Origin of the sequence: Psychrobacillus sp. FSL K6-2836 (assembly GCF_038003085.1) — a bacterium.
GTDB lineage: Bacteria > Bacillota > Bacilli > Bacillales_A > Planococcaceae > Psychrobacillus.
Genome location: NZ_JBBOOM010000001.1, coordinates 2,352,781 through 2,379,702, shown reverse-complemented (window position 1 = coordinate 2,379,702; position 26,922 = coordinate 2,352,781). Strand labels below are relative to the sequence as shown.

Here is a 26,922-nt window from a genome sequence, read left to right as displayed (position 1 = left end):
CACCTTTATTTCAACCCTTCCAGCGCTTGTCGTGGCTTTACCGACACCTTTCGCTTTTCTTTATTATTCTACTGTTCCAACTGGTTCTTCCTCTGTTGCGATTGGTAAAATACCAAGTGCATCAGCTGCTGGAATATCATCATCTTCATCTAAATCACGAAGCTCGATTTCTTCTTCATCGATCGTAAGCATCTTAACATCCATACCTAAACTTTGTAGTTCTTTGATCAATACTTTGAATGATTCAGGAACTCCTGGTTCTGGTACACTTTCACCTTTAACGATTGCTTCGTATGTTTTCACACGTCCAACAACGTCATCGGATTTTACTGTTAAAATTTCTTGTAACGTATAAGCAGCACCATAAGCTTCTAGTGCCCATACTTCCATCTCTCCGAAACGCTGTCCACCAAATTGCGCTTTACCCCCAAGAGGCTGTTGCGTAACAAGTGAATAAGGTCCTGTAGAGCGAGCATGTAACTTATCATCTACCATGTGGGCAAGTTTGATCATATACATAACCCCTACAGATACGCGGTTATCAAATGGTTCACCTGAACGTCCATCATAAAGGATAGTTTTACCGTCACGGTTAAGTCCTGCTTCTTCCATTGTGTTCCATACGTCTTCTTCGTTAGCACCATCAAATACTGGCGATGCCATATGAATACCAAGAAGTCTCGAAGCCATACCTAAGTGAAGCTCTAAAACTTGCCCGATATTCATACGAGAAGGTACGCCAAGTGGATTTAACATGATATCAACTGGTGTGCCGTCTGGAAGGAATGGCATATCTTCTTCTGGAAGAATACGCGAGATAACCCCTTTGTTACCATGTCGTCCGGCCATTTTATCTCCAACAGAGATTTTACGTTTTTGAACGATATAAGCACGGACTAATTGGTTAACTCCTGGAGATAACTCATCGCCATCTTCGCGATTAAATACTTTTACGTCTAATACAATCCCGCCTGCACCATGAGGTACACGTAGAGAAGTATCACGAACTTCACGAGCCTTTTCACCGAAGATTGCATGTAGTAAACGTTCTTCAGCTGTTAGTTCTGTAACTCCTTTAGGCGTTACTTTCCCAACAAGAATATCTCCATCACGAACTTCTGCACCAATACGTATAATTCCACGGTCGTCCAAGTTGCGCAATGCATCTTCTCCGACATTTGGTATATCTCTCGTAATTTCCTCAGGCCCAAGTTTTGTATCACGTGATTCAGATTCATATTCTTCAATATGCACGGAAGTATATACATCATCTTTCACTAGACGCTCACTCATAATAACGGCATCTTCATAGTTGTATCCGTCCCATGTCATGAAAGCTACTAATACATTACGTCCTAATGCAAGCTCCCCCTGTTCCATAGAAGGACCATCTGCAAGAATATCCAGAGGTTTAACACGATCACCAATTTTTACAATTGGACGTTGATTTATAGATGTACCATGGTTTGAACGCTCAAATTTATGAACTTTATAAGATGTTAAGTCACCTTTAACTTCTTTACCATCCACTTCTTCAATACGTCTAACACGAATTTCTTTTGCTTCAACATGCTCAACAATTCCGTGGTATTTCGCAATAACCGCAGCACCTGAGTCACGAGCATTCACATGTTCCATACCAGTTCCAACGAAAGGAGCTTCTGGGTTTAATAGTGGAACAGCTTGACGTTGCATGTTTGCTCCCATAAGCGCACGGTTGGAGTCATCGTTTTCCAAGAACGGAATACATGCTGTTGCAGCAGAAACGACTTGTTTCGGCGAAACGTCCATGTAATCAATTTGTTCTTTTCTAAACACGGTGTTATCTCCACGGAAACGACCTACTACTTCTTCTTTAAGGAATGCTCCTTCATCAGATAATGGAGAGTTCGCTTGTGCTACCACATAGTTATCCTCTTCATCCGCAGTTAAATAGTCGATACGTGATGTAACTAACCCCGTCTCCGGGTCAACTCGGCGATATGGTGTTTCAATAAAGCCAAATTTATTCACTTTCGCAAAACTTGAAAGTGAGTTAATAAGTCCAATGTTTGGTCCCTCAGGCGTTTCAATCGGACACATACGACCATAGTGAGAGTAGTGAACGTCACGTACTTCGAATCCTGCACGCTCACGTGTTAAACCACCGGGTCCAAGCGCCGATAGACGGCGTTTGTGTGTCAACTCAGCAAGTGGGTTCGTTTGATCCATGAACTGAGATAATTGCGAGCTACCAAAGAATTCTTTGATAGATGCAATAACTGGACGTATATTGATCAATTGTTGTGGAACGATTGATTGTGTATCGTTAATAGACATACGCTCACGTACCACACGTTCCATACGTGAAAGACCAATACGGAACTGATTTTGTAATAACTCACCTACAGAGCGTAAACGACGGTTACCTAGATGATCAATATCATCCGTGTTTCCAACGTTGAACAAAAGGTTAAAGAAGTAACCGATAGATGAAACGATATCAGCTGGTGTAATGTTTTTTACCTCTGTTTCCACATACGCATTACTTATAACGTTAACTTCTTTTTGCTCTTCATCATTTGGAGCATAAATTTTAATCGATTGGATTGTAATATCGTCCTCTAAAACACCACCTACTTGAGATAATGTTTTGAAGCCAATGCCGTTTTCAAGATGAGGAATTAGACGATCTAGTACACGACGATCAATTAACGTACCAGCTTCTACTAAAATCTCTCCTGTTTCCGGATCCACTAGCGTTTCGGCTATTGTTTGGTTAAACAAGCGATTTTTAATATGCAATTTTTTATTCATTTTGTAACGACCAACATTCGCTAAATCATAGCGTTTTGGGTCAAAGAAGCGAGAGTATAGCAGACTCTTTGCACTTTCCACTGTTGGTGGTTCACCGGGACGTAGACGCTCATAGATTTCCAGTAACGCTTTTTCAGACGTTTCTGTATTATCTTTTTCTAGCGTGTTACGTAAATATTCATTGTCACCGATTAAATCGATAATTTCTTGATCTGATCCAAAGCCTAATGCGCGAAGTAAAACAGTAACTGGTAATTTACGTGTGCGATCGATACGAACGTAAACTACGTCTTTTGCATCGATTTCATATTCTAACCAAGCACCACGGTTCGGAATAACTGTTGATCCAAAACCTTTTTTACCGTTTTTGTCTGTTTTATCGTGGAAGTAAACACTTGGTGAGCGGACTAACTGAGATACGATTACGCGCTCAGCTCCGTTAATAACGAAAGTTCCAGTTTCAGTCATTAATGGGAAATCACCCATAAAGACATCTTGTTCCTTCACTTCGTCCGTTTCTTTGTTGTGGAGACGTACTTTTACGCGTAGTGGAGCTGCGTATGTTGCGTCACGTTCTTTCGATTCGTCGACCGAATATTTCGGTTCGTTTAAACTATAGTCGACAAATTCAAGTGATAGATTGCCTGTAAAGTCCTCGATTGGTGAAATATCCTTGAACATTTCACGTAAACCTTCTTCAAGGAACCATTCATAAGATGCCGTCTGAATTTCGATTAGATTCGGTAGTTCCAGCACCTCACTAATACGCGCAAAACTTCTGCGTTGGCGGTGTTGTCCGTATTGAACTAGTTGACCTGTCAACTCATTCACCCCTCAATTAAAGCGATATTAGGTCTTTTCGATATGAACATTTTGGTGTATGATATCGAAAGACAAAAAGAAAACGAGTTCTTAACAAGAGCTCATTTTCGATTAACCAAACTTTTTCTCGGCCAGTATACCCATTTCTAGTACATTTTATACAAAAGGGCATAAGTCCTCAAAATAATATTTTTGCATTTTATTATAATATCATAGCGATTTTGTCAAGTCAATCTTTGTAGCTTTGATAATCCAATAACCTCTAGCTTTATCTACAACGTCTACTTGACCAAAAATCTCTTCTAAGTAACTAAAAGTTGATGGTGCCCCTTGTTTCTTTTGAATCACAACCCACAATTCTCCCTTTGAAACTAACTTTTCATAGGATTCATCGTAGAAACGAAAAATAGTTTCTTTCCCAGCGCGAATCGGTGGATTAGTTATAATAGCCGCAAAGTTCGCAGTGTCAACCGCTGACAATCCATCACTTTCATAGATTCGTACATTTTGTATCCCGTTAGCAGCAGCATTTTTTTCTGCAAGTTGGATTGCACGTGTGTTAACATCTACCAAATGAACTGTTCTTCCCTCATTTGCTTTTGCAATAGAAAGACCTATCGGCCCATATCCACAACCTATATCTAAAATTGGACCTTCTAGATCTGGTGCTTCAAAAGCATCAATTAATACACGGGAGCCAAAATCTACTTCGCTCTTACTAAATACACCAGCATCTGTTTCAAACCGAAAATTATACCCGAGCAATGTAAAATTCCAATGGCGCGGTTTACTTTCCGTTTGGGGTTTCCTAGAGTAATAATGATCAGACACCGAATCACCCTCCATAATACATACGAAGAAAAGCCCGTCGTTTACAGACGAGCTTTTTTCTTCGAATTGTAAAAAATTACTTGATTTCTACGCCTGCGCCAACTTCTTCAAGTTGTGCTTTGAAAGCTTCTGCTTCGTCTTTAGAAACGCCTTCTTTAAGTGCTTTAGGAGCGTTATCAACTACTTCTTTAGCTTCTTTTAATCCAAGACCAGTGATTTCACGAACCACTTTGATTACTTTGATTTTTTGATCTCCAGCAGATGCTAGGATTACATCAAAATCAGTTTTTTCTTCTTCAGCAGCAGCTCCGCCACCAGCAGCCATTGCCATTGGAGCAGCAGCAGTAACACCGAATTCTTCTTCAATTGCTTTTACTAAGTCGTTTAATTCAAGAACTGTCATTGATTTGATAGCTTCTAAGATTTGTTCGTTATTCATTTTATTTTCCTCCTATTATGGATAATTTTAGGTTATTAACCTTTTTTGTAGTGTTTAAGCCGCGTAATAAATTATGCGCCTTGTTCTTCTTTTTGTTCTGCAACAGCTTTTGTTGCAAGCGCAAAGTTGCGCATTGGAGCTTGAAGTACTGAAAGAAGCATAGAAAGTAGTCCTTCGCGTGATGGAAGTTCTGCTAATGCTTTCACATCTTCAGCAGATGCTACAGTTCCTTCGATGATTCCAGCTTTAATCTCAAGTTGATCGTTCTTTTTAGCAAAATCATTAATGATTTTAGCTGGTGCGATTACGTCTTCGTTAGAAAACGCTACTGCGTTTGGACCAATAAGGCTTTCGTTAATCCCGTCAACTCCAGCAACTTCAGTAGCACGGCGTGTAAGTGAGTTTTTGTAAACTTTGAATTCCACACCCGCTTCACGAAGCTGTTTACGTAATTCTGTTACTTGCGCAACGTTCAAACCGCGATAGTCAACAACTACTACGGAAGCAGCAGCTTTAAACTTTTCAGCAATTTCTTGAACTTGCACTTTTTTCGTTTCGATTGCTTTGTTCATCTTGGCACCTCCTATAAGAATTGGCCATTTATACCGACAAAAGAAAAGCCTCTGTTCTACGAATAGACACAGAGGCAGAAAGTCATCATCTTAAAAGAATCTGAATTTACTTGTCCTCGGTAGGGAATTAAGCAGTTTACTGCTCCTACTGTCTTCGGTACAAATGTATATTTAACAACAAAGGTCATCTTAACAGATAAACCTTTAACTGTCAACTATTATTTAATTGATTGAGCGTCAACTTTTACAGCTGGTCCCATTGTAGTCGTGATATTCACAGACTTCATGTAAACACCTTTAGATGCTGCTGGCTTAGCTTTTTGAATTACATCAAATACAGCTAAGAAGTTTTCTACTAATTTATCGTCTTCAAAAGAAACTTTACCGATAGGAGCGTGAATGATCCCTGCTTTTTCAGCACGGTATTCTACTTTACCAGCTTTAATCTCTTCGATAGCTTTTGTTACATCAAATGTAACTGTACCAGTTTTAGGGTTTGGCATTAAACCTTTTGGTCCAAGTACACGACCGATTTTACCAACTTCACCCATCATATCAGGTGTTGCAACGATTACATCGAAGTCAAACCATCCTTGTTGGATTTTGTTAATATATTCAGTATCGCCCACATAATCTGCACCAGCAGCTTCTGCTTCTTTTAACTTTTCACCTTTAGCGAATACTAATACGCGTTGAGTTTTACCAGTTCCGTTTGGAAGAACTACTGCTCCACGGATTTGTTGGTCATTTTTACGAGTATCGATTCCTAAACGGAAAGCAACTTCTACAGTTGCATCGAAGTTAACTGTGCTTGTTTTTTTCGCAAGCTCAATTGCTTCTTTAGCTGAGTATAATTTTGAAGCTTCTACTAATTTAGCTGCTTCTTGTAACTTTTTGCCTTTGTTAGCCATTATAAATGTCCTCCTTGATAGTGGTTTTAGCGGAATAAACCTCCCACGTGTAAAGGTTGCAGTTATCCTATATGAACAACTACAACCTTCCAAAAAACAATGCGTCATATCAAAATGCACATTAAGTATTAGTCTTCGATCGTAATACCCATGCTGCGTGCAGTACCTTCAACCATTAACATAGCTGCTTCAACAGATGCTGCGTTTAAATCTGGCATTTTTTGTTCTGCGATTTCGCGAACTTTTTCACGTTTCACTGTCGCCACTTTTACGCGGTTCGGTTCACCTGATCCAGATTGAATACCTGCTGCTACTTTAAGTAACACTGCTGCCGGCGGAGTTTTTGTAATGAAAGTAAATGAACGATCTTCAAATACAGAAATTTCAACCGGAATGATTAGACCTGCTTGATCAGCAGTACGTGCGTTGAACTCCTTACAGAATCCCATGATGTTAACACCTGCTTGACCCAATGCTGGACCAACCGGCGGTGCTGGATTTGCTTTACCAGCAGGAATTTGTAATTTAACAACTTTAATCACTTTTTTAGCCACGAGACACACCTCCTTAAGTCCGTGATGTGGTAATTGGGTTGCCCCTCCCACTCAAATATCTGTCTCTCAGCTCTGCGCTGATAACATTAGAAAAATTAATACAGACCTATTTTCAGTCTGACCTTTGAAATGATATCACTATTCTCCACCTTTAGCAAGTGGAAACAAAAATTATATTTTAATAACTTGTTCGAAATCAAGTTCCATATTGGTTTCGCGACCAAACATATCTACAGAAACAGTTACTTTACCTTTGTCTGTGTCAATCACTTCTACTTTACCTTGGAAGTGTGCAAACGGCCCTTCTAATACTTCAACTAACTCACCGACTGTAAAGTCTACCTCTACCACACGATCAGAATCACCCATTTGTTTCAGCATAGATTGCACTTCTTCTGGAGCTAAAGGTGTTGGTTTTGTTCCGCCGCCTGAAGAACCAAGGAATCCAGTTACACCTGGTGTATTTCTAACTACATACCAAGCATCATCTGTCATAATAAGTTCTACAAAAACATATCCAGGAAAGGTTTTTCTAACAACGACACGTTTTTTGCCATCTTTAAAATCCGTCTCCTCTTGTTCTGGGATATATACACGGAATATTTTATCTGACATACCCATTGTTTCTACTCTTTTTTCTAAGTTTGCTTTTACTTTGTTTTCATACCCAGAGTACGTATGAACAACATACCAATTTTTTTCCATAGTGTCAGGACTAGTCGTCCGTCCCCTCCTTTTCTCAAGACAAATGAAAAAACCCGTTCGTTTAATAAGACGGGCTATTTTCAAATATTTACATGCTACTTATTATAACGCTAAATACCAACGGAACAATTCAGAGACACCTAAATCAACTACAGCAAAAAATACAGCCATTACTACAACAGTAGCAAGTACAATTACAGTGTATTTAGTAAGCTCTTTACGTCTAGGCCAACTTACTTTTCTCATTTCAGTCATTACATTTTTGAAAAACCCACCAACATTAGCCATTTTAGCTAAACCCCCACACAAAAAATCTATCTTATTTTCATAACGTTTGTTTATGAAGTGTATGCTCATTGCAATGTGCACAATACTTTTTACGTTCAATTCGGATTGTTATATTCTCTTTAGATGCAGGAACCGTGTAATTGCGGTTGCCACACTGGGCACAACTTAAGACGATCTTCTTTGCCATATTATCACCTTTTTTATGCGTATACGTCTTTTTCAAGATTATCACCTTACGCAATCCATGTCAACAAAATCCCAGTTATGCATAATTACTACCAATCTCCATATAGCGTTCTAGTTTTCGCTTCACTCGTTGTAATGCATTGTCGATCGATTTTACATGACGATTCAATTCTTCGGAAATTTCTTGATAAGATTGGCCATCTAAGTATAAGGCGAGTACTTGTTGTTCCAACTCACTTAGTATTTCAGCCATCTTGCCCTCCATGTAATCAAAGTCTTCTCGATTAATGATTAGTTCTTCCGGGTCATCTATAACCGTACCAGCAATCATATCCATCAATGTTCGATCGGATTCCTCGTCGTATATAGGTTTGTCCAATGATACATAGGAATTTAGCGGAATATGTTTTTGACGAGTTGCTGTTTTAATAGCGGTTATTATTTGTCGAGTGATACATAATTCGGCAAACGCTCGAAAAGAAGCAAGTTTCTCTTCTTTAAAATCCCGAATCGCCTTATACAATCCGATCATTCCTTCCTGGAGAATGTCTTCCTTATCAGCCCCTATTAAAAAGTATGATCTTCCCTTCATACGGACAAAAGAACGGTATTTTGTTATTAAAAAGTCTAGCGCTTCAGTGTTTCCTTGATGAACCATCTCTACAAGCTCTTCATCTAGTAAACTATCCAATTGTAGATTCTGCTCTGTCTCTTCCAATGATGTCACCTCAGCTAACAAGAATATTATTCCAATTATACAGGAAGGAATTTTATAGCGTCAATGAATCATTTCATTCCTCTTCGCCATTTTTCGAAAATTTCTGCAATTTCTGTTGTTAATGGGATATTAGAAGCGGGTTTATCATCCTGAATACTTTTCACTTTTTTTGTTATTTTGGAGGAAATCGACAACATCTCAATTTCCAGTTCTCTTGCCGATTTTCGTAAAGCCCCTTGACCAAATATAACTCGTTGCTCGGTCAAATCGGATGTAGCTACGTATATTTGGACTCTTCTACTACTCAATTCTTTCGTCAATTTTTCAATGCGTTCATCTGCAATTTCATTTTTTCTCGTATAAATAACTTCTACGTTATATTGTTTCTTTTTATTTTCAACACCAGGTACTAAGTGCGCATCAAAGACCACAATCACTCGAACACCTGTATATGCTTTGTATTCTGCCATCAGCTCGATCAAGCGGTCTCTAGCTTCTAGTAATTTCACTTCTTTTAACTTCCTTAACTCGCTCCATGCGCCGATGATATTATATCCATCGACAAGTAGAATTTGCATCTTCTTATCCTTTTAGCGGATTTCTTACGCGCCATATTTCATATAACAAAACGGAGGCTGCAACAGACGCATTTAGACTCGTAACATGACCGACCATTGGCAAATAGTAAAGAAAATCACATTTTTCTTTTAACAGTCGACTCATTCCTTTTCCTTCACTACCAATAATAAGGGCAAGTGGAAGTGTCGCATCCATATTTCGATAATCAGTAGACTTCTCCGCATCCGTTCCAGCAATCCAAATACCACGTTCTTTAAGCTCATCAACTGTTTGTGCTAAATTACCCGCACGGTAGACCGGAATATGTTCAATTGCTCCCGTGGATGCTTTTGCAACTACCGCTGTTAGGCCGACCGCTCTTCTTTTCGGAATAATAATTCCATGCGCCCCTACCGCATCTGCAGTTCGCATGATAGAACCAAGATTATGAGGGTCCTCAAGTTCATCTAAAATAATAAAAAGAGGATCCTCTTGTTTGCTTGCTGCTAGCTCAAATAATTCGTCTAATTCCGCATAACGGTATGCAGCAACAGATGCGACTATCCCCTGATGATTCGCATCTGTTAAGTTATCTAGCTTCTTTTTAGGTACGAACTGTACGATTATCCCAGCGTCTTTGGCTAGTTGAATAATTTCAGATACGCCGCTTTTTTGAATGCCTTCAGCAAGCCAAACTTTGTTCATATCTCTGCCCGCACGAAGGGCTTCAACTACAGGATTTTTCCCTGCTATAAGCTCTCCAGTTTGCTCTGTTTGATCATTTTTCTCTGTCATTTACTTTTTCGCACCTTTCTGTTCATCGATAAAGTTAATCGAAAAATGTAACACTTCTTGCAAACGCTCCATTTGTCCACTCAAGTATAGACTCCCAACGACCGCTTCAAACGCAGTACTATGATGATAAGTAATGACATCTGTATTTTTTGGGACTGATCCTGACTTAGCATTACGCCCTCTTCGAAGGATTGCTTGTTCCTCTTCTGATAAAAATCCCTTATCTAGCATTTCCTTTACAATCGTCGCTTGCGCTTTTGCGGATACATAGTTAGTAGCTTCTTTGTGCAAAATATTTGGTCGAACTCGCCCAGAGCGGATGAGGTGTTCCCGAACGACTTGTTCGAAAACGGCATCACCCATATAGGCAAGTGCCAAAGAATTTAGTTGTTTTACATCTGATAGTTTTAAATTTTCCACAAGTTTATCCTCTTTTCCATCGGATACCCTGCGCAGTATCTTCCAAAATAATGTTTAACTCTTTTAATTGATCTCTAATTTCATCGGCACGAGCAAAGTTACGATCCTTTCTTGCCTGATTGCGTTCTTCGATCAATGCATCAATTTCTTCATCCAATACTTCTTTTTCTTTAGCAAACGTTAACCCTATTACAGCCGTTAATGTATCCATTACAGTTATAAATTGTTTCAATATAGCTTTAGAGGTTTGTTTTTCTTGTAAATACGTATTCGCAAGTTTCGACAATTCAAAAATAGCCGCAATTCCATTCGCTGTATTGAAGTCATCATCCATCGCGATTTCAAATTGTACTTTTACATCTGCAATTTTTTGTAACCAAATATCATCATGGTCTCCTAAATTTGCAGTGGTATCTAAGCGATGAACTAAGTTATCATAAGCAGTTCTTATACGGTCTAAACCTGCCTCTGCCTGCTCCACCAATTCCTTTGAATAGTTAATCGGGTTGCGATAGTGAACACTTAGCATGAAAAGACGCAATACTTGAGGATCAATTTGCTGACGAATATCATTCACCAACACAAAATTTCCGAGTGATTTCGACATTTTTTCATTGTCTATATTTATATATCCATTATGCATCCAATATCTTGCGAATGTCTTACCAGTTCTTGCTTCTGACTGAGCAATTTCATTTTCATGGTGAGGGAAAGTTAAATCCTGTCCTCCTGCGTGAATATCAATAGTATCTCCTAGTATTTCGCGAGCCATCACGGAGCATTCAATATGCCACCCTGGACGCCCTTGTCCCCAAGGGCTTTCCCAGAATATTTCTCCGGGTTTTGCAGCTTTCCAAAGTGCAAAATCGAGGGCATCCTCTTTCTTTACCCCAGTTTCAATACGCGCACCGACTTTTAAGTCGTCTACAGATTGATGAGAAAGCTTGCCATATCCATCAAATTTTCTCGTGCGGTAATATACGTCTCCTTGGGATTCGTATGCATACCCTTTTTCCTCTAATATTTTTATAAATTCAATAATTTGATCCATGTGATCCGTTACACGGGGATGTGAATCTGCTCGATTGCAACCAAGTGCCTCTACGTCTGCAAAATAAGCGTTGATAAAACGTTCCGTAAGCTCTGAGACCTCTTCTCCCAGTTCGTTGGCCGCTTTAATAATTTTGTCATCCACATCTGTGAAGTTAGAAACGTATGTCACGTCATACCCACGATATTGTAGATACTTTCTTACAGTATCATATACAATTACAGGTCGAGCATTTCCTATATGAATATAATTGTAAACAGTTGGTCCACATACATACATTTTGACCTTACCTTCTTCAAGTGGGATAAACGGTTCTTTTTCGCGCTTTAATGTATTAAAAATTTGGATTGTCATGACCAATTTCTCTCCTTTTCTTTCGTTAAGTGGTCGATTTCTTTATAAAGCTCTTCTATTTTAGCTTCCATTTGTTTACATCGATCAGTAAACGGATCAGGCAGGTCCTGATGATCGAGATTTCGCTTCACTTTTATACCATCTTGAATTACGACTACACCTGGAATGCCAACAACAGTTGAATTAGTAGGTACATCTTTTAATACAACTGATCCTGCTCCAACTTTACTATTTTCACCAATTGTTATCGATCCTAATACTTTTGCTCCAGTAGCAATTAGCACATTATTATGAAGAGTGGGATGTCTCTTCCCTTTTTCTTTTCCGGTACCACCTAGTGTGACACCTTGGTAGATCGTGCAATCATCGCCGATTTCACAGGTTTCCCCAATAACTACTCCAGAGCCATGGTCGATAAAAAAGCGTCGCCCAATTGTCGCCCCAGGGTGAATTTCGATACCTGTAAAAAATCTACTAACTTGTGAAATGGCACGTGCTAAGAAAAAGAATTTCTTTTTAAAGAATGCGTGTGCAATTCGGTGACTCCAAATTGCATGTAGGCCTGCGTATGTTAATACCACCTCTAGCTTGCTATTTGCTGCTGGATCTTGTTCAAATACCACTGCAATATCTTCTTTCATTCGTTCGAACACAAGATTGCCCCCCTTCATTTTTCTCCATAAAAAAAGTCTCTGTCTATAAATATATAGACAGAGACGCAATAAGCGCGGTTCCACTCTGATTGGAAAAATACGAATACTTCCCCCACTTTGCATCTTTAACGCAGATGATACGTTCAGCCTACTTAAAAGTTCGGCATGACACTTAGAGGTGCATTTCAGTAACTCATGGGTTCAGACCACTTTCAGCCGGTGATGGTCCTCTCTAAAGAACGTGCGTTACTTACTTCTCCTCGTCTTCGCTTGGTTATTTATTTCAGTTTCGAATTTGTATCACCATTTTCACACCTTGTAAGCGGAAAGTCAATCTTATTGTTTTGCAAATTTGGCAACGCGAGCAATTACTTTATCTTTCCCGATTAAGCTGATAGCATCAGCTAACTCTGGCCCGTGCATTTGACCAGTTGTTACTACACGAATTGGCATGAACAGATTTTTCCCTTTATGACCTGTTTCTTTTTGCACTGCTTTAATGGCAGCTTTAATCTCAGTCGCCTCAAAGATTTCTAATCCCTCTAGTTGTACTTTAAATGCAGCCATTACATCAGGAACCTGCTCCCCAGCCAACACTTCTGACGCTTCTTCAGTATATGCAATTTCATGATCGAAGAATAATGAAGATAACTCAACGATTTCAGCACCAAAACTCATTTGCTCATGATAAAGAGCAATTAGCTTTGTTGCCCACGTAAGTTCGTCTTCTGATAATTCAGCCGGAAGTAGATCTGCTTTTTGTAAATGTGGCAATGCAAGCTCTACTACTTTTTCAAGTGGTAGCTGTTTAATATATTGGTTGTTCATCCATGTAAGTTTTTGTTTGTCGAACATCGATGGTGATTTAGAAAGACGTGATACATCAAAGTTTTGAATGAATTCCTCTTTGGTGAAGATTTCATCTTCTCCTTCTGGAGACCATCCTAATAATGCAAAGAAGTTAAACATCGCTTCTGGTAAATACCCAAGATCCTTGTACTGTGTAACGAATTGAATGATCGACTCATCACGTTTCGAAAGCTTTTTACGATTTTCATTGATGATTAATGTCATGTGACCGTACTTAGGACATGCCCATTCGAATGCATCAAAGACCATTAGTTGTTTTGGTGTGTTCGATAAATGTTCTTCCCCACGGAATACATGAGAGATTTCCATAAAGTGATCATCTAATACTACAGCATAGTTGTAAGTTGGAATCCCATTAGCTTTCACTAGCACCCAGTCACCAACGTCTTTAGATTCAAAAGTAACTGATCCACGAACTAAGTCTTCAAATGTATAAGTTACATTTTCCGGTACACGCATACGAATCGTGTAGGCTTGACCTGCGTCTTCTTTTGCTTGTACTTCTTCTTTTGATAAATGACGGCATTTACCATTGTACATAGGAGCTGCAATACCTTTTTCTTTTTGTACTTCACGTTCAGCTTCTAATTCCTCGGAAGAACAGAAACATTTATAAGCATTTCCTTTTTCTAACATTTCTTCTGCATGCTTTGTATATATATCTAGACGCTCCATCTGGCGATACGGTGCAAAAGGTCCCCCAATATCTACAGACTCATCATAGTCGATTCCTAACCACTTTAAGTTTTCAAGTTGCGATAACTCGCCACCTTCTACATTACGCTCAATATCCGTATCTTCAATGCGAACAATAAATTTACCATTATGGTGCTTTGCATATAAGTAGTTAAATAATGCTGTACGTGCTCCTCCAATATGTAAAAAGCCTGTTGGACTTGGTGCATAGCGTACGCGAACTTCTTGTGTCATAAGTATATCCTCCTAGTTTTCGTTCCATCAAATTAGCCTTGGTGTATTTGTGTCCAGATGTTGAATTGAGCTTAGGCCTGCATGATGCAGGTCAGTTAGCCGTTGTACCATGGATGCGACGATTTTAGGCTAACATCATTCTAATACTCCCTACAAAGTCTGTGCCATCCGCCGGAGGCTTCACTTAAATAGGCAAGGGTTTGAATTTAACTTTTGCTGAATTAAGTGTAAACTTTATTCATTCTACCATTGCTTATATGTTTTTTAAAGTTAGTCTTTCTTAAGAAGCAATATTGTCGCCATCGATGCTATTCCTTCTTCACGACCAGTAAATCCAAGTCTTTCCGTTGTTGTAGCTTTCACATTAACCTGCGATACATCCGCCTGAAGTAACTCTGCTACGCGCGCTCGAATTGTTTCGATATGCGGTGCCATTTTTGGCTTTTGTGCGATAATTGTACAATCGATATTCCCTAACTTATAACCTTGAGCGTCTACCAGCTTCCAAATATGCTCTAGTAGCTTTGCCGAATCTGCATCTTTAAAATCTGGGTCTGTATCTGGGAAATGTCTGCCAATATCCCCTTCTCCAATAGCGCCTAAAGCCGCATCTGTAATTGTATGTAGCAGTACATCTGCATCTGAGTGACCAATTAGCCCTCGTTCGTAAGGGATTTCAATCCCCCCTATAATTAACGGACGATTATCCGCAAATTCATGTACATCGAATCCTTGTCCAATTCGCATCATATTATTGTTCCTCCTGCTCCCGCTTATTTAATATAACCTCTCCGTATAGAAGATCTTCCCTCGTTGTCATTTTCACATTATCATAAGTACTTTCAACAATATGAACAGGCTCTCCTAATCTTTCTACAAGCATCGCTTCATCTGTTCCAAGAAAATTTTCCGCTTCCGCTAATCTTTCTGCTTTTTCTAGTAATGTATACCGGAATGCTTGAGGTGTTTGAATAATCCACAAGCTCTCTCGATTGACTGTTTCTTGGATTATACCATTTTCTACTTTTTTCATTGTATCTTTTGCCCGAACTGCCGCAACTGCTGCTCCAGTGGCAGTTGCAACTTCCACTAATTGTTGTATTACTTCCTGATGAATAAACGGTCTTGCAGCATCATGAACGAGTACGATCCCTTCAGATGTAACAGCCTTTAAAGCTGCATATACACTATGCTGGCGCTCGTCTCCACCTTCTGCTATTGCAGCGACCTTCGTAATGCAATATTCTTTTAGCAGCTGTTCAATAAGTATTTTTTCCTCTTTCTTCACAGCTAATACTATTTGCTCACAATTCGGATCACTGTCAAATACTCGTAAAGTATGTATCAAAATAGGAATATTACGTAGTTCTAAAAATAACTTATTTTGACCAGCACCCATTCGTTTCCCACTGCCTGCAGCTGGCAATAAAACAGTATATATCATGCTATTGAACCTCCATCACACAGAAAAAGGGCGTATTCCTTTTGCAAAGGAAACAACCCTTCTTCATTATTTCGAGTCTTGTGGTTTTGCAAATATCATTCGACCGGCCGACGTTTGAAGCACACTTGTCACTTCTACGTTTATCGCCTGTCCAATATATGCCTTACCACCTTCCACAACGATCATCGTTCCATCATCTAAATATGCGACACCCTGATTGTGTTCTTTACCATCTTTAATAACGACAACATGCATTATTTCCCCGGGAATAACGACCGGCTTTACCGCATTTGCTAAGTCATTAATGTTCAAAACACGCACTTGATGCAGGTCACAAACTTTGTTTAGATTGAAATCATTCGTTACAACGATTCCATTCATCTTTTTAGCTAGACGAACTAACTTTAAATCTACCTCTTGGATATCCTCGAAGTCTTCTTCCACGATTAACACAGCAGAAGCTCGCTCTGTTTGTAGTTTCTTCAGTACATCTAACCCCCGGCGCCCCCTCGTTCTTTTAAGCGTATCCGAGGAATCGGCAATATGCTGTAACTCCGTCAGAACAAATTGAGGAACGACAAGAACTCCTTCGATAAATCCAGTTACCGAAATATCGGCTATACGACCATCGATAATAACACTTGTATCTAACAATTTATAAGTTCCTAGACTCAATTCTTGGTTATCCTCGTCCTCTGTTTTCTTTTTGCTACTATTCTGTTTAGAAGGAGTAAAAACTTGAAGCAGTTCATCACGTTTTTTAAAACCGACTTGGAAACCTAAGTATCCCAAAACAATAGACAATAGCACCTGTACAACCGATCCAATACCCAGTATAGCGATATTATTAAACGCAGAACCAAGGAAAAAGGCAACGATTAACCCAGTAACCAGACCAAGCGTTCCGAATAGCAAATCTCCAATGGGCGCTTTTAATAATCGCTCTTCCATCCACTTGATAAAGTTAACTAAGTAGTCAGTCATAAATAATGCAGCCACGTATAACAAAATGGCTCCAACTAAAACAGATACATACGGATTGTGAATCCAAGGGTTGTTAGATAAATTAAAAAGCTCGTATAAGTGCGGTAAGAATAGCAACCCCAATGTTCCACCTATTAAAACAAACGCAATTTGAATAATCCATTTTAACAAGTATGCCACCTCCATTTATTTTATTATACTTCCATCTTTCACAATAAGTCTAATCAGAAAAGAGCAGGTACCCACTCAAGCCCCGACAATGTTCTTTAGCAACGAACTTTGCGCAGGAGTAAGCTTGAAAGAATGAAGATAAAGGCGTCCTTTGCCTTTGTCCGGCATTCTGAAACGACTCGAGGGGCTGGGCACCGGAGCTAGAAAATAAGAAAAGCACTAGCGCCTGTTTCAGCCTTGACAGGCGCTGGAGCTAGAAGAATTTGTCCTCCTATTTCTTACGAAAATGCCTCTTTCATTGCTTGGTTAACTGTTTCAATCCCTATAATTTGAATTCCTTTTGGATAATCCCAACCACCTAAATTAGATGCTGGAACAATTGCTCTTTTAAAGCCAAGCTTGGCAGCCTCTTGCACACGCTGTTCAATCCTAGACACCCTTCTAACTTCTCCAGTTAAACCGATTTCACCGATAAAACAGTCTGTTGGTGTAACCCCTGTATCCCGGAAACTAGAGACGATACTTACTAGGACGGCTAAATCGATCGCAGGTTCGTCTAATTTTACTCCACCTGCAACTTTTATATAAGCATCTTGCGTTTGAAGTAGCAATCCCATTCTCTTTTCCAGTACTGCCATTAGTAATGAAACACGATTTTGATCAATTCCAGTAGCCATTCGTTTTGGATAATTAAAGCTAGATTGAGTCACTAGTGCTTGAATTTCTACTAAAATAGGTCTGGTACCTTCCATTGAGGCAACAATTGCAGAACCTGCAGCCCCATGAGATCGCTCCTGCAAAAATAATTCAGAAGGGTTAAGTACTTCTTTTAATCCAGATTGAATCATTTCAAAAATGGCGATTTCATTCGTAGAGCCAAAACGATTTTTCTGAGATCTTAAAATACGATACGTATGGTGACGTTCTCCTTCAAAGTACAAAACGGTGTCTACCATATGTTCCAGTATACGCGGACCTGCAATTTGACCTTCTTTTGTTACATGACCCACTAAAAAAATTGCTACGTTTTTCGTTTTGGCTATTCGCATAAGCTCGGCTGTACATTCTCGAACTTGTGATACACTCCCTGGGGCACTAGTTACTTCTGGGTGATGAACAGTTTGAATAGAATCCACAATGACAAATTTAGGTTCTACACTCTCAATAGTTTCATTGATTAGTTCTAAATTGGTTTCAGCGTAGATATAAAGCTCAGCTGAGGTAACCCCTAAACGTTCTGCACGAAGTTTTGTCTGACGGATGGATTCCTCACCCGAAATATATAGCACTCGCTCTCCTTTATTGGCAAGTAAAGCCGAAACCTGTAAAAGAAGAGTAGACTTTCCTATACCCGGATCTCCACCTATTAATACTAATGATCCTGGTACAATGCCCCCACCAAGAACACGATTCAATTCAGCAAAGTCTGTTGTCACCCGTGGTTCTTCAGCTGTTACTACTGAAATAATGGGGGTAGCCTTCTGCACTACGCCATCTGAATGCTGGAAGGAACGTTTCGGACCTTTGGAAACTATTTCAGTTTCCTCTACCAGCGTATTCCACTCTCCGCATCCTGGGCATCTTCCCATCCATTTAGCGGATTCATATCCACATGAGTTACACATAAATTTTGTTTTCTTTTTAGCCATAATACCTCCTATGTAATAAGAAAACCAGGCAAAAGACGACGCCCAGTCCTTTAGTTCAAAACCTGTTTCCAACATACGCTAGCTTCGAAACATGAAAGTGCGTTGTAACGGAAATTACAGGATTACTCATTCTTTAAAGTTCCTCGAAAAAAGTGTTCACGGTACATTTTTATATACTTTCTTATCTTTAAGTAAAGCACAGATCCTGGAGCTAGACAGTTAAAAAGGGCATTCCGGAATCTTTTTCGGAATGCCCGCTATATTAACCTTCTGTCACTAAAGCTTTTGTGCGAACCACGAATTCATTATCTTCTACATCAAATATTACATGTTGCCCATCTAATACTTCCCCTTTAAGTAGCTCTTCGGAAAGTCGATCTTCTACATGTTTTTGTATCGCACGACGTAGAGGACGAGCGCCATACTCTGGCTCATATCCTTCAGTTGTAATCTTATCTTGTGCTGCTTCTGTGATTTCTAATTCAATACCTTGCTCTTTCAAACGTTTTGCTAATTGCTCTGTCATCAGTGAGACAATTTGTTTTAAATGGTCTCTTTCAAGAGAATGGAACACAATCATTTCATCAAGACGGTTTAAGAATTCTGGGCGGAATGCTTTTTTCAATTCTTCTAGCATTTTGCCTTTCATATCTTTATAGTCTGTTTTGCCACCTTCTTGTAGGTTAAATCCAACGTATTTATTGAACTTAAGTGCATCCGCACCTACATTGGATGTCATGATGACTACCGTATTACGGAAATCTACTGTGCGACCCTTAGAGTCTGTTAATCGTCCATCCTCTAATACTTGAAGGAGAATATTAAAGACGTCTGGGTGTGCTTTTTCAATTTCATCTAATAAGATAACAGAGTATGGTTTACGACGTACTTTTTCTGTCAATTGTCCGCCGTCATCAAACCCTACGTATCCCGGAGGAGAACCAACTAGACGAGAAGTTGAATGTTTTTCCATGTACTCAGACATATCTACTCGAATCATCGCATCCTCGTCTCCGAACATCACTTCTGCTAAAGCACGAGCAAGCTCAGTTTTCCCTACACCGGTAGGCCCTAAGAAGATAAAGGAGCCAATAGGACGTTTTGGATCTTTTAGTCCCGCACGAGCACGACGAATAGCTCTTGAAATTGCATCCACTGCTTCACTTTGACCAATAACTCTTTCGTGTAATTTATCTTCCAGTTTTAATAGCTTCTCAGATTCTGTTTGTGCCAGCCTAGAGACTGGTACTCCGGTCCACATAGACACAACCGCCGCTATATCTTCTATTGTTACTTCTGACTCTTCTTTTCCTTGCTTTTCTTTCCAATTGTTTTTCATTTTTTCTAGTTCATCTTTAAGCTTTTGTTCTTTATCACGGAATGATGCAGCTTTCTCAAATTCCTGACTTTGAACAGCAGCATTCTTCTCAGATCGGATAGCTTCTAGCTTTACTTCTAATTCTTTTAAATTAGGAGGTGTTGTATACGAACGTAAACGTACTTTAGATCCCGCTTCATCTATTAAATCGATTGCTTTATCCGGTAAGAAACGATCAGAAATATAACGATCTGACATTTTCACGGCAGCTTCTACAGCTGCATCTGTAATTTTCACACGATGATGCGCTTCATAACGATCACGTAAACCGTAAATAATTTGGATCGCTTCGTCTACTGAAGGTTCATCTACTTGAATTGGTTGGAAACGACGCTCAAGTGCTGCATCTTTTTCTATATATTTCCTATACTCATCCAGCGTTGTCGCACCAATACATTGAATTTCTCCACGAGCAAGAGCTGGCTTCAAAATATTCGAAGCATCGATCGCACCCTCTGCGCCACCAGCGCCAATTAATGTGTGAAGTTCATCAATGAATAAGATAACATTGCCTGCTTGGCGAATTTCATCCATCACTTTTTTCAATCGATCTTCAAATTCTCCACGATATTTTGTGCCAGCAACAACTGTACCCATATCAAGCGTCATTACTCGTTTATCACGTAGGATTTCCGGTACTTCATTTTGTACGATTTGTTGTGCAAGCCCTTCTGCAATAGCCGTTTTACCAACACCCGGCTCTCCGATTAGAACAGGGTTGTTTTTTGTACGACGAGCCAAGATTTCAATTACTCTTGTAATTTCTTTACTGCGACCGATTACAGGATCTAATGTGCCTTCTCTTGCAATTTGCGTTAAATCACGAGCTAGACCATCTAGTGTTGGTGTACTAGCTGGAGCAGCTCCATTGTTTCCATTACCATGCGCTTGCTCTGTGCTTCCTAATAATTGAAGAACTTGTTGACGAGCTTTGTTTAAACTTACTCCCGCATTATTTAGAACACGAGCAGCAACACCTTCTCCTTCACGGATCAACGCGAGCAATAGATGCTCTGTTCCAATGTAAGAGTGCCCTAATTTTCGAGACTCATCTACTGAAAGTTCAATCACCTTTTTCGCACGAGGTGTGTAGTTAACAATTGGTCCAACTTCTTCTTTACCTGCTCCTACTAGTTCCTCGATCCCTGCTTCGATTACTTTTAGGTCTACTTCTATTGCTTCTAATGCTTTTGCAGCAATTCCACTACCTTCTCGGATAAGACCAAGTAATATATGTTCTGTTCCTATAGACTCATGCTTTAAGCGAATAGCTTCTTCTTGTGCTAGTTGTAATACTTTTTGAGATCTTTGTGTAAAACGATTAAACATCATTCAGATTCCTCTCCTTTTGTTTTCTGTTTTTCCTCTTTTTGCAATCGTTCCCTTAATAACTTCGCGCGAAACATATCCCGCTCGGAGGTATTCAATGAAGTTCCTGCATATTTTTGCAGAAATCCTGGTTGCATAAATACCATACATTCATTCAAGATAGACACATCGACATCTTCTATGAGTCCTATATCTATTCCTAATCGAACATCTGATAGGCATCTTGCCGCTTCATCTGTCGCCATAATACGAGCAAATGATAAAGTTCCTAAAGATCGATATAGTCGGTCTTCTAGTGTATTGGCTGAATGCTTTAGAAGTGCATCCCGCGCTTCTCTTTCTTTTTGAATAATTTGTTCGGTAATACTTTGAAGATCAGCAAGTATGTCTTCTTCTGACTTACCAAGTGTGGTTTGGTTGGACACTTGGTATACATTACCGAGCGCTTCACTACCTTCTCCGTAGATTCCTCTAACAACCATTCCTAACCTTGAAATGATCGTAACAATTCTGTTCATTTGCTTCGTCATCGTTAATGCAGGTAAATGCATCATTACAGATGCACGCAAACCTGTACCTGTATTGGTAGGGCAGCTTGTTAAGTACCCAAACTGCTCGTCGAACGCATATGATAATTCCTTATCTAAAACACGATCTAACACATCTGCCTGCGCATAGGCTTCTTGAATTTGAAGCCCCGGAAAAAGGCATTGTATACGAATATGATCCTCTTCATTGACCATCACACTAACAGACTCATCATTTGATAATAAAACCGAGCCTGTCATAGGTGAGTTAGCAAGCTTTGGACTGATTAAATGTTTTTCCACTAACACCTGGCGACTTAGTTCGGATACATCCTTTATATGAATAGAAGAAAATTGCATCTGCAGTTCGTCACTCGCGTCCAGCAAAGTGGCGGAAACAGATTGGTCAATTTTATGCGCCTCGTCTTCTGTAAATGCTAAAGGAAAACGATAGCCATTCAGATTTCGAGCTAAACGTATTCTTGTACTCATAACAATATCCGAATGCTTTCCAACGCCTGCCATCCAACTAGAAATTGAGTTGTCTAAAAAATGTTCAATTGACATCAGTTTGGTCACCTCCTGTAGAAAGTTGACTTTCCAAATCTCTGGCTTCATCTCTCAGCTTTGCGGCTTCCTCAAAACTCTCAGTGTCAATTGCATCTTTCATTTGAGAGCGAATCGCTTCTATACGTTTTTTTATAGCAATTTTTTCCCCTAGCGCACCTGGAGCCTTTCCAATATGCTTCATATTTCCATTATGAAGCCTCTTAAATACGTTAGGTAACTGTGGACGGAAACTGTTGTAGCAATTTGCACAACCAAATTTCCCTTCGTCTAAAAACCGCTGAATTGACCATCCACATTCATCGCATGCTATCGTATTTTTTTGTTGTTTTTGTTGCATTGGTTGTTGTTCTGTTTGACTGAACCAGTTCGATAATAGCTGATGCAGAGATAATGGATCTTGTTTGTACTCTACGTAAAACGGGTGGAGGCTATTTGCACAGACTTCACAATAATGTCTTTCAAAGTGTTCACCATTATGCACTTGGGTAACCGTTACTTTCGCCGGTCTTTGCTTACAATTTTCACAAATCACCTTTCAACACACCCCGTTCATTTTTCACTTTTTTCATATTTTAACGTTAATAACATGGCACATAAAATACGAGATCGCAATTCATCTCTTGCCGGTAGCGGAATAGCTAAAGTTGTTCTATTTAAAGCTGCTAAAATGAGTTTTGCTTCCCGCTTAGAAATAACATCCTCATCGATTAATCGAAAAACGATATCTTCCGTGACGGATTCAGAAGCACCATTTTCTAGTGTTTGTATAATATGTTCTATTAAATCAGCTTTCGTATGAGCTCGAACGCGGAGGATTCGAATATATCCCCCTCCACCTCGTTTACTTTCTACTAAGTATCCGCGGTCTTGGGTAAATCGCGTATTAATAACATAATTTATTTGAGATGGCACACACTGAAACTTTTCGGCAATTTCACTTCGCTTAATTTCAATTTGTTCCTTACTTCCTTCTTCTATAATGGCCTTCAAATACCCTTCAATTATGTCAGATATATTTTTCATCTTCTCACCTCTTCTCACAAACTGACTTTGACTAACTTTGACTATATTATAACGAGAATTTTTCGCATGTGCAATCGATACGATTTGCTCGTAAAAAGAAAAAAACTACAAACAGTCGTTTGTAGTTTAGGATATATTAAAGTGAATATTCCTATTCAATAAATCTTTTTTCCCTCATAAGTTAGTTGCGTGATATAGAAATTCGGTTCTATTTCAATATCAGCTACTTTCTTGAAATTATGTCTTTCATATAACGTGATTGCAGGTACATTTTTTGCCCCAGTTGATACAACTACATTTTTTTCGCTATTCTTAATACTTAATAGATAATCTATTAACTCTGATGCAATTCCTTTTCGAAAATAATTTGGGTCTACTACAAGCCTACAAATATCAATTAGTTCTTCTGTATCCTCATAAGAGAGAAAACCTACCAATTTCGAGCCATCTAACTTTCCAAAAAATAGTTCCTTAGAGTTTTTTATATCTTCTATAGTATCCAAAAGCTGTGGAATTCCATCAAACCCAATTAAATCAGCCTCTACTTTATACGCTGGTAATTGAATTGATAGAATACTTTCAGCTACTTTTTCATCCTTGTGATTGATCAATTGAATCATCCGTTAACTCACCCCTAAAATTAGATTTTCTTTTTAAAATTATTTCGTTGAGACTTCGTGATTTGCTTCCATTTATTCGTTTCAGCTTTTTTAGCTACTGCATCATTTTTCCGATCGATATGTGCAAGTTCTCTCATTAGTTTTACATAGCTTTTATAGCGTTCTTGTTTGAGCGTACCCGTATAAATTGCCTCTTGAATAGCACAGCCCGGCTCTTTTACATGCTGACAATCACGAAACCTGCACGCTAATCCAAGCTCTTCGATATCCTGAAAGCTAGCACTAACTCCATCATTCGTATCCCAAAGCTGAAACTCCCTCATACCAGGTGTATCGATTAATAAGCCACCTTCTGGTAATAGCGTTAGTTCTCTATGTGTGGTCGTATGACGCCCCTTACTATCATCTTCTCTTATATCGTTTACAACCATTACTTCTACACCTGACAAGGCGTTAATCAAAGAAGATTTCCCAACTCCAGAAGATCCTAGAAGTGCGCCAGTTTTATGTGCTGCCAACAGACTTCCTAGACGATCAACACCTTCTCCCGTAACACTACTCACTGCAAATATGTCTACACCAAATGCAATAGCTTCCACTTCTTTTATATAATATTCTAGGTCATCACAAGCATCTTTTTTCGTTAACACCACAACGGGTGTCGCCCCTGAATCCCATGCCGCCAATAAATATCTCTCTAGTCTACGGACATTGAAGTCATGATTGAGCGACATCACTAGAAATACAAAATCAACATTAACTGCAATTAGTTGAATCTCCGTCGTCAACCCTGCCATTTTCCTCGAGAACTGTGAGCTGCGAGGAAGCACTTCGTGAATGATTCCTTTTTCCTCACCAGGCATCTGTTCCAGCACTACCCAGTCTCCAACTGCCGGAAACGCTTCCCTACCATGCTCAAACTTAAATTTCCCAGAAAGTGAGCTTAGTAGCTCTCCTTCATTGGTCATAACTCTATATAAATTTTTATGTTCCAGTAGCACTCTACCCGCGATTCCACTACCTGTCATTTTTTCTTCCCAATTACTATTCCAACCATATTGTTCGATTAAATTCAATTTTACTTCCTCCTAATTTCCGTATGGATAAAAGCACAAGCCGCACATTGATGGCGGTTATAGCTAGACAATAAAAAAACCATGACTGCACGAATCAGCAGTCATGGTTTCCCGGCCATTAGTAAAGAAGCATATATCTGGTTAGAGACATACAGAGTGGGACATCATGAACTTACTGATTCGTGGATACGTATATAGATTTGCCATAATGCCTCACTCCTTTCTTTAAGTTATTTTCAGAATACTACAAGTATTAGTACTTCGTCAATATAAATTATGCAAGTTGCTATTGTGAATGTAGGTACTTTATAATACTGATTTTCGTTTCATGCGGACGCTTTTCGCGGGCGAGGTCGAGCCTCCTCGGGCCAGTATAATACTAATTACAGAATTATCGACACACGCCGTGGAATTCTTAGCCTTCGTTCCTATGGTCGCTCCCTGTGGGGTCTCGTCTTTCTCGCTTATCCCGCTGGAGTCGCCGCATTCCACTCCAATCAATAAAGTGGGTAGTAATTAATCATAAATTAGGATAGAGCAATCCTATTAAACACAATGAATATGCTAGGTCATATGTAGATCCTATCCACTTTAAGACAACTGAATGAATAGAAAACGACAAAACATCAGGGCACATATAAAAAACCATTAGAAATAGATAGAAACCTTAAATGAATAATCTTCTCTAAAAATGTTCTTTTTCAAAAAACACGATATAAAAAAGCCTTCAATTATAAAGATGACATGCTACAAAATGACCAGGCTCCTGTTCCTTCCAAGACGGTTTTTCTTCCGTACAAATGGACATAGCGTGTGCACATCTTGTACGAAACACACAACCAGAAGGTGGATTAATCGGGCTCGGAAGTTCTCCTTGCAATAGAATACGTTCCCGTGATTCCTCTATATCGGGGTCTGGAATCGGAATTGCAGATAACAAAGCCTGTGTATAAGGGTGTAGTGGATCTTCATATAATTGGTTACTCGTGGTCAGTTCTACCATATGCCCCAGGTACATGACCCCTATTCGGTCAGAGATGTACTTGACCATCGACAAATCATGTGCAATAAACAAATAGGTAAGATTTTTTTCTTTTTGTAGCCGTTGGAGCAGCTTCACTACTTGCGCTTGAACTGACACATCTAAAGCAGAAATGGGCTCATCCGCTATGATAAACTCAGGATCTAATGCAAGGGCCCGAGCTATGCCAATTCGTTGACGTTGCCCTCCAGAAAATTCATGAGGATAGCGATTAGCATGGTCCCTGTTCAGACCAACATCCTCTAGTAATTCATACACTCTAGCCTTTAACTCTTCCTTTTTATATAGTTTATGTATTTCCATCGGTTCTGCAATAATTTCAAACACAGTGGAACGGGGATTTAAGGATGCATAAGGATCCTGAAAAATCATCTGCATCTTTTTCAAATACCCAGTTCTTTCTTTATCACTCATCTCATGCACATTTTTATCTTCAAACAGAACTTTTCCCTCTGTTCGATTGTACAATCCTAAAATAGTTCTACCTGCGGTGGATTTACCACAACCCGATTCTCCTACTAAACCGAATGTTTCTCCTTTGATGATATCAAAACTTATCCCATCAACAGCCTTTAATGTATCCCCGTGCCCAATGTCAAAATGACGTTTCAAATCTTGAACAGATAATAGAACTTTTTCCGTCATGTAAATCCCCC

Annotated in this window: 27 protein-coding genes and 2 other annotated features; all 27 genes read right to left on the bottom strand. The window is 39.3% G+C overall.

Annotated features, from left to right (window positions below):
- Positions 1-63 precede the first annotated feature (63 nt).
- The 27 genes from rpoB to MKY37_RS11040 all read right to left on the bottom strand — a co-directional run bounded on the left by rpoB (position 64) and on the right by MKY37_RS11040 (position 26,911).
- Positions 64-3,618: a DNA-directed RNA polymerase subunit beta gene (gene rpoB / locus MKY37_RS11170; RefSeq protein WP_340777047.1), complete on the bottom strand. Its 3,555-nt coding sequence runs from the start codon at positions 3,616-3,618 to the stop codon at positions 64-66.
- A 210-nt stretch (positions 3,619-3,828) separates the two neighbouring features.
- A complete protein-coding gene (locus MKY37_RS11165; protein ID WP_340777045.1) occupies positions 3,829-4,449 on the bottom strand; it encodes a class I SAM-dependent methyltransferase in 621 nt (206 codons plus the stop codon).
- A 76-nt stretch (positions 4,450-4,525) separates the two neighbouring features.
- Positions 4,526-4,888, bottom strand: coding sequence for a 50S ribosomal protein L7/L12 (rplL, locus tag MKY37_RS11160; protein WP_211895983.1), 363 nt, complete (start codon positions 4,886-4,888; stop codon positions 4,526-4,528).
- Between the two features lie 71 nt (positions 4,889-4,959).
- Positions 4,960-5,460 carry a 50S ribosomal protein L10 gene (gene rplJ, locus MKY37_RS11155; protein ID WP_340777042.1) on the bottom strand — a complete coding sequence of 167 codons (501 nt, stop codon included), beginning with the start codon at positions 5,458-5,460 and terminating at the stop codon, positions 4,960-4,962.
- A gap of 32 nt (positions 5,461-5,492) precedes the next feature.
- Positions 5,493-5,636 (bottom strand) — a sequence feature (ribosomal protein L10 leader region).
- A 42-nt stretch (positions 5,637-5,678) separates the two neighbouring features.
- Positions 5,679-6,371, bottom strand: coding sequence for a 50S ribosomal protein L1 (rplA, locus tag MKY37_RS11150; RefSeq protein ID WP_340777040.1), 693 nt, complete (start codon positions 6,369-6,371; stop codon positions 5,679-5,681).
- A gap of 128 nt (positions 6,372-6,499) precedes the next feature.
- The gene (gene rplK / locus MKY37_RS11145; RefSeq protein ID WP_139176005.1) at positions 6,500-6,925 is read right to left on the bottom strand and encodes a 50S ribosomal protein L11; all 426 of its coding nucleotides are present in this window, start codon (positions 6,923-6,925) and stop codon (positions 6,500-6,502) included.
- Between the two features lie 171 nt (positions 6,926-7,096).
- Positions 7,097-7,630, bottom strand: coding sequence for a transcription termination/antitermination protein NusG (gene nusG, locus MKY37_RS11140; protein WP_340777038.1), 534 nt, complete (start codon positions 7,628-7,630; stop codon positions 7,097-7,099).
- 102 nt (positions 7,631-7,732) lie between these two features.
- Positions 7,733-7,918, bottom strand: coding sequence for a preprotein translocase subunit SecE (secE, locus tag MKY37_RS11135; RefSeq protein ID WP_340777036.1), 186 nt, complete (start codon positions 7,916-7,918; stop codon positions 7,733-7,735).
- Positions 7,919-7,955: 37 nt separating this feature from the next.
- Positions 7,956-8,105, bottom strand: a complete 150-nt coding sequence (gene rpmG, locus MKY37_RS11130; protein ID WP_340779908.1) for a 50S ribosomal protein L33 — start codon at positions 8,103-8,105, stop codon at positions 7,956-7,958.
- Between the two features lie 75 nt (positions 8,106-8,180).
- Positions 8,181-8,831 carry an RNA polymerase sporulation sigma factor SigH gene (gene sigH / locus MKY37_RS11125; protein WP_340777033.1) on the bottom strand — a complete coding sequence of 217 codons (651 nt, stop codon included), beginning with the start codon at positions 8,829-8,831 and terminating at the stop codon, positions 8,181-8,183.
- Between the two features lie 59 nt (positions 8,832-8,890).
- The gene (locus tag MKY37_RS11120; RefSeq protein WP_340777031.1) at positions 8,891-9,400 is read right to left on the bottom strand and encodes an NYN domain-containing protein; all 510 of its coding nucleotides are present in this window, start codon (positions 9,398-9,400) and stop codon (positions 8,891-8,893) included.
- A gap of 4 nt (positions 9,401-9,404) precedes the next feature.
- Positions 9,405-10,175: a 23S rRNA (guanosine(2251)-2'-O)-methyltransferase RlmB gene (gene rlmB / locus MKY37_RS11115; RefSeq protein WP_340777028.1), complete on the bottom strand. Its 771-nt coding sequence runs from the start codon at positions 10,173-10,175 to the stop codon at positions 9,405-9,407.
- Entirely contained in the window at positions 10,176-10,595 is a 420-nt protein-coding gene (locus tag MKY37_RS11110; protein ID WP_340777025.1) for a Mini-ribonuclease 3, read from the bottom strand.
- 4 nt (positions 10,596-10,599) lie between these two features.
- On the bottom strand, positions 10,600-12,000 hold the full coding sequence (cysS, locus tag MKY37_RS11105) for a cysteine--tRNA ligase (RefSeq protein ID WP_340777023.1): 1,401 nt from the start codon (positions 11,998-12,000) through the stop codon (positions 10,600-10,602).
- A complete protein-coding gene (gene cysE, locus MKY37_RS11100) occupies positions 11,997-12,653 on the bottom strand; it encodes a serine O-acetyltransferase (protein WP_340777019.1) in 657 nt (218 codons plus the stop codon). The genes cysS and cysE overlap by 4 nt, the downstream gene beginning before the upstream one ends.
- Before the next feature lie 56 nt (positions 12,654-12,709).
- Positions 12,710-12,929: a binding site (T-box leader), on the bottom strand.
- A 60-nt stretch (positions 12,930-12,989) separates the two neighbouring features.
- Complete coding sequence (gltX, locus tag MKY37_RS11095; RefSeq protein WP_340777016.1) at positions 12,990-14,453, bottom strand: glutamate--tRNA ligase; 1,464 nt, start codon at positions 14,451-14,453, stop codon at positions 12,990-12,992.
- Between the two features lie 270 nt (positions 14,454-14,723).
- The gene (gene ispF, locus MKY37_RS11090) at positions 14,724-15,203 is read right to left on the bottom strand and encodes a 2-C-methyl-D-erythritol 2,4-cyclodiphosphate synthase (RefSeq protein WP_340777015.1); all 480 of its coding nucleotides are present in this window, start codon (positions 15,201-15,203) and stop codon (positions 14,724-14,726) included.
- A gap of 1 nt (position 15,204) precedes the next feature.
- The gene (ispD, locus tag MKY37_RS11085) at positions 15,205-15,897 is read right to left on the bottom strand and encodes a 2-C-methyl-D-erythritol 4-phosphate cytidylyltransferase (RefSeq protein WP_340777012.1); all 693 of its coding nucleotides are present in this window, start codon (positions 15,895-15,897) and stop codon (positions 15,205-15,207) included.
- Positions 15,898-15,963: 66 nt separating this feature from the next.
- Positions 15,964-17,052, bottom strand: coding sequence for a PIN/TRAM domain-containing protein (locus MKY37_RS11080; RefSeq protein WP_340777010.1), 1,089 nt, complete (start codon positions 17,050-17,052; stop codon positions 15,964-15,966).
- 278 nt (positions 17,053-17,330) lie between these two features.
- The gene (gene radA, locus MKY37_RS11075; RefSeq protein WP_340777007.1) at positions 17,331-18,701 is read right to left on the bottom strand and encodes a DNA repair protein RadA; all 1,371 of its coding nucleotides are present in this window, start codon (positions 18,699-18,701) and stop codon (positions 17,331-17,333) included.
- A 262-nt stretch (positions 18,702-18,963) separates the two neighbouring features.
- Positions 18,964-21,411 carry an ATP-dependent Clp protease ATP-binding subunit gene (locus tag MKY37_RS11070; RefSeq protein ID WP_340777005.1) on the bottom strand — a complete coding sequence of 816 codons (2,448 nt, stop codon included), beginning with the start codon at positions 21,409-21,411 and terminating at the stop codon, positions 18,964-18,966.
- Positions 21,408-22,502: a protein arginine kinase gene (locus tag MKY37_RS11065; RefSeq protein WP_340777004.1), complete on the bottom strand. Its 1,095-nt coding sequence runs from the start codon at positions 22,500-22,502 to the stop codon at positions 21,408-21,410. The genes MKY37_RS11070 and MKY37_RS11065 overlap by 4 nt, the downstream gene beginning before the upstream one ends.
- Positions 22,492-23,037: a UvrB/UvrC motif-containing protein gene (locus tag MKY37_RS11060; protein WP_340777001.1), complete on the bottom strand. Its 546-nt coding sequence runs from the start codon at positions 23,035-23,037 to the stop codon at positions 22,492-22,494. Before MKY37_RS11060 ends, MKY37_RS11065 begins: the two co-directional genes overlap by 11 nt.
- A 17-nt stretch (positions 23,038-23,054) precedes the next feature.
- Positions 23,055-23,528, bottom strand: coding sequence for a CtsR family transcriptional regulator (locus tag MKY37_RS11055; protein ID WP_090567701.1), 474 nt, complete (start codon positions 23,526-23,528; stop codon positions 23,055-23,057).
- A gap of 155 nt (positions 23,529-23,683) precedes the next feature.
- Entirely contained in the window at positions 23,684-24,148 is a 465-nt protein-coding gene (locus MKY37_RS11050) for a GNAT family N-acetyltransferase (protein WP_340776999.1), read from the bottom strand.
- Positions 24,149-24,168: 20 nt separating this feature from the next.
- Complete coding sequence (rsgA, locus tag MKY37_RS11045; RefSeq protein ID WP_340779907.1) at positions 24,169-25,176, bottom strand: ribosome small subunit-dependent GTPase A; 1,008 nt, start codon at positions 25,174-25,176, stop codon at positions 24,169-24,171.
- 775 nt (positions 25,177-25,951) lie between these two features.
- A complete protein-coding gene (locus MKY37_RS11040; RefSeq protein ID WP_340776997.1) occupies positions 25,952-26,911 on the bottom strand; it encodes an ABC transporter ATP-binding protein in 960 nt (319 codons plus the stop codon).
- Between the last annotated feature and the right edge of the window lie 11 nt (positions 26,912-26,922).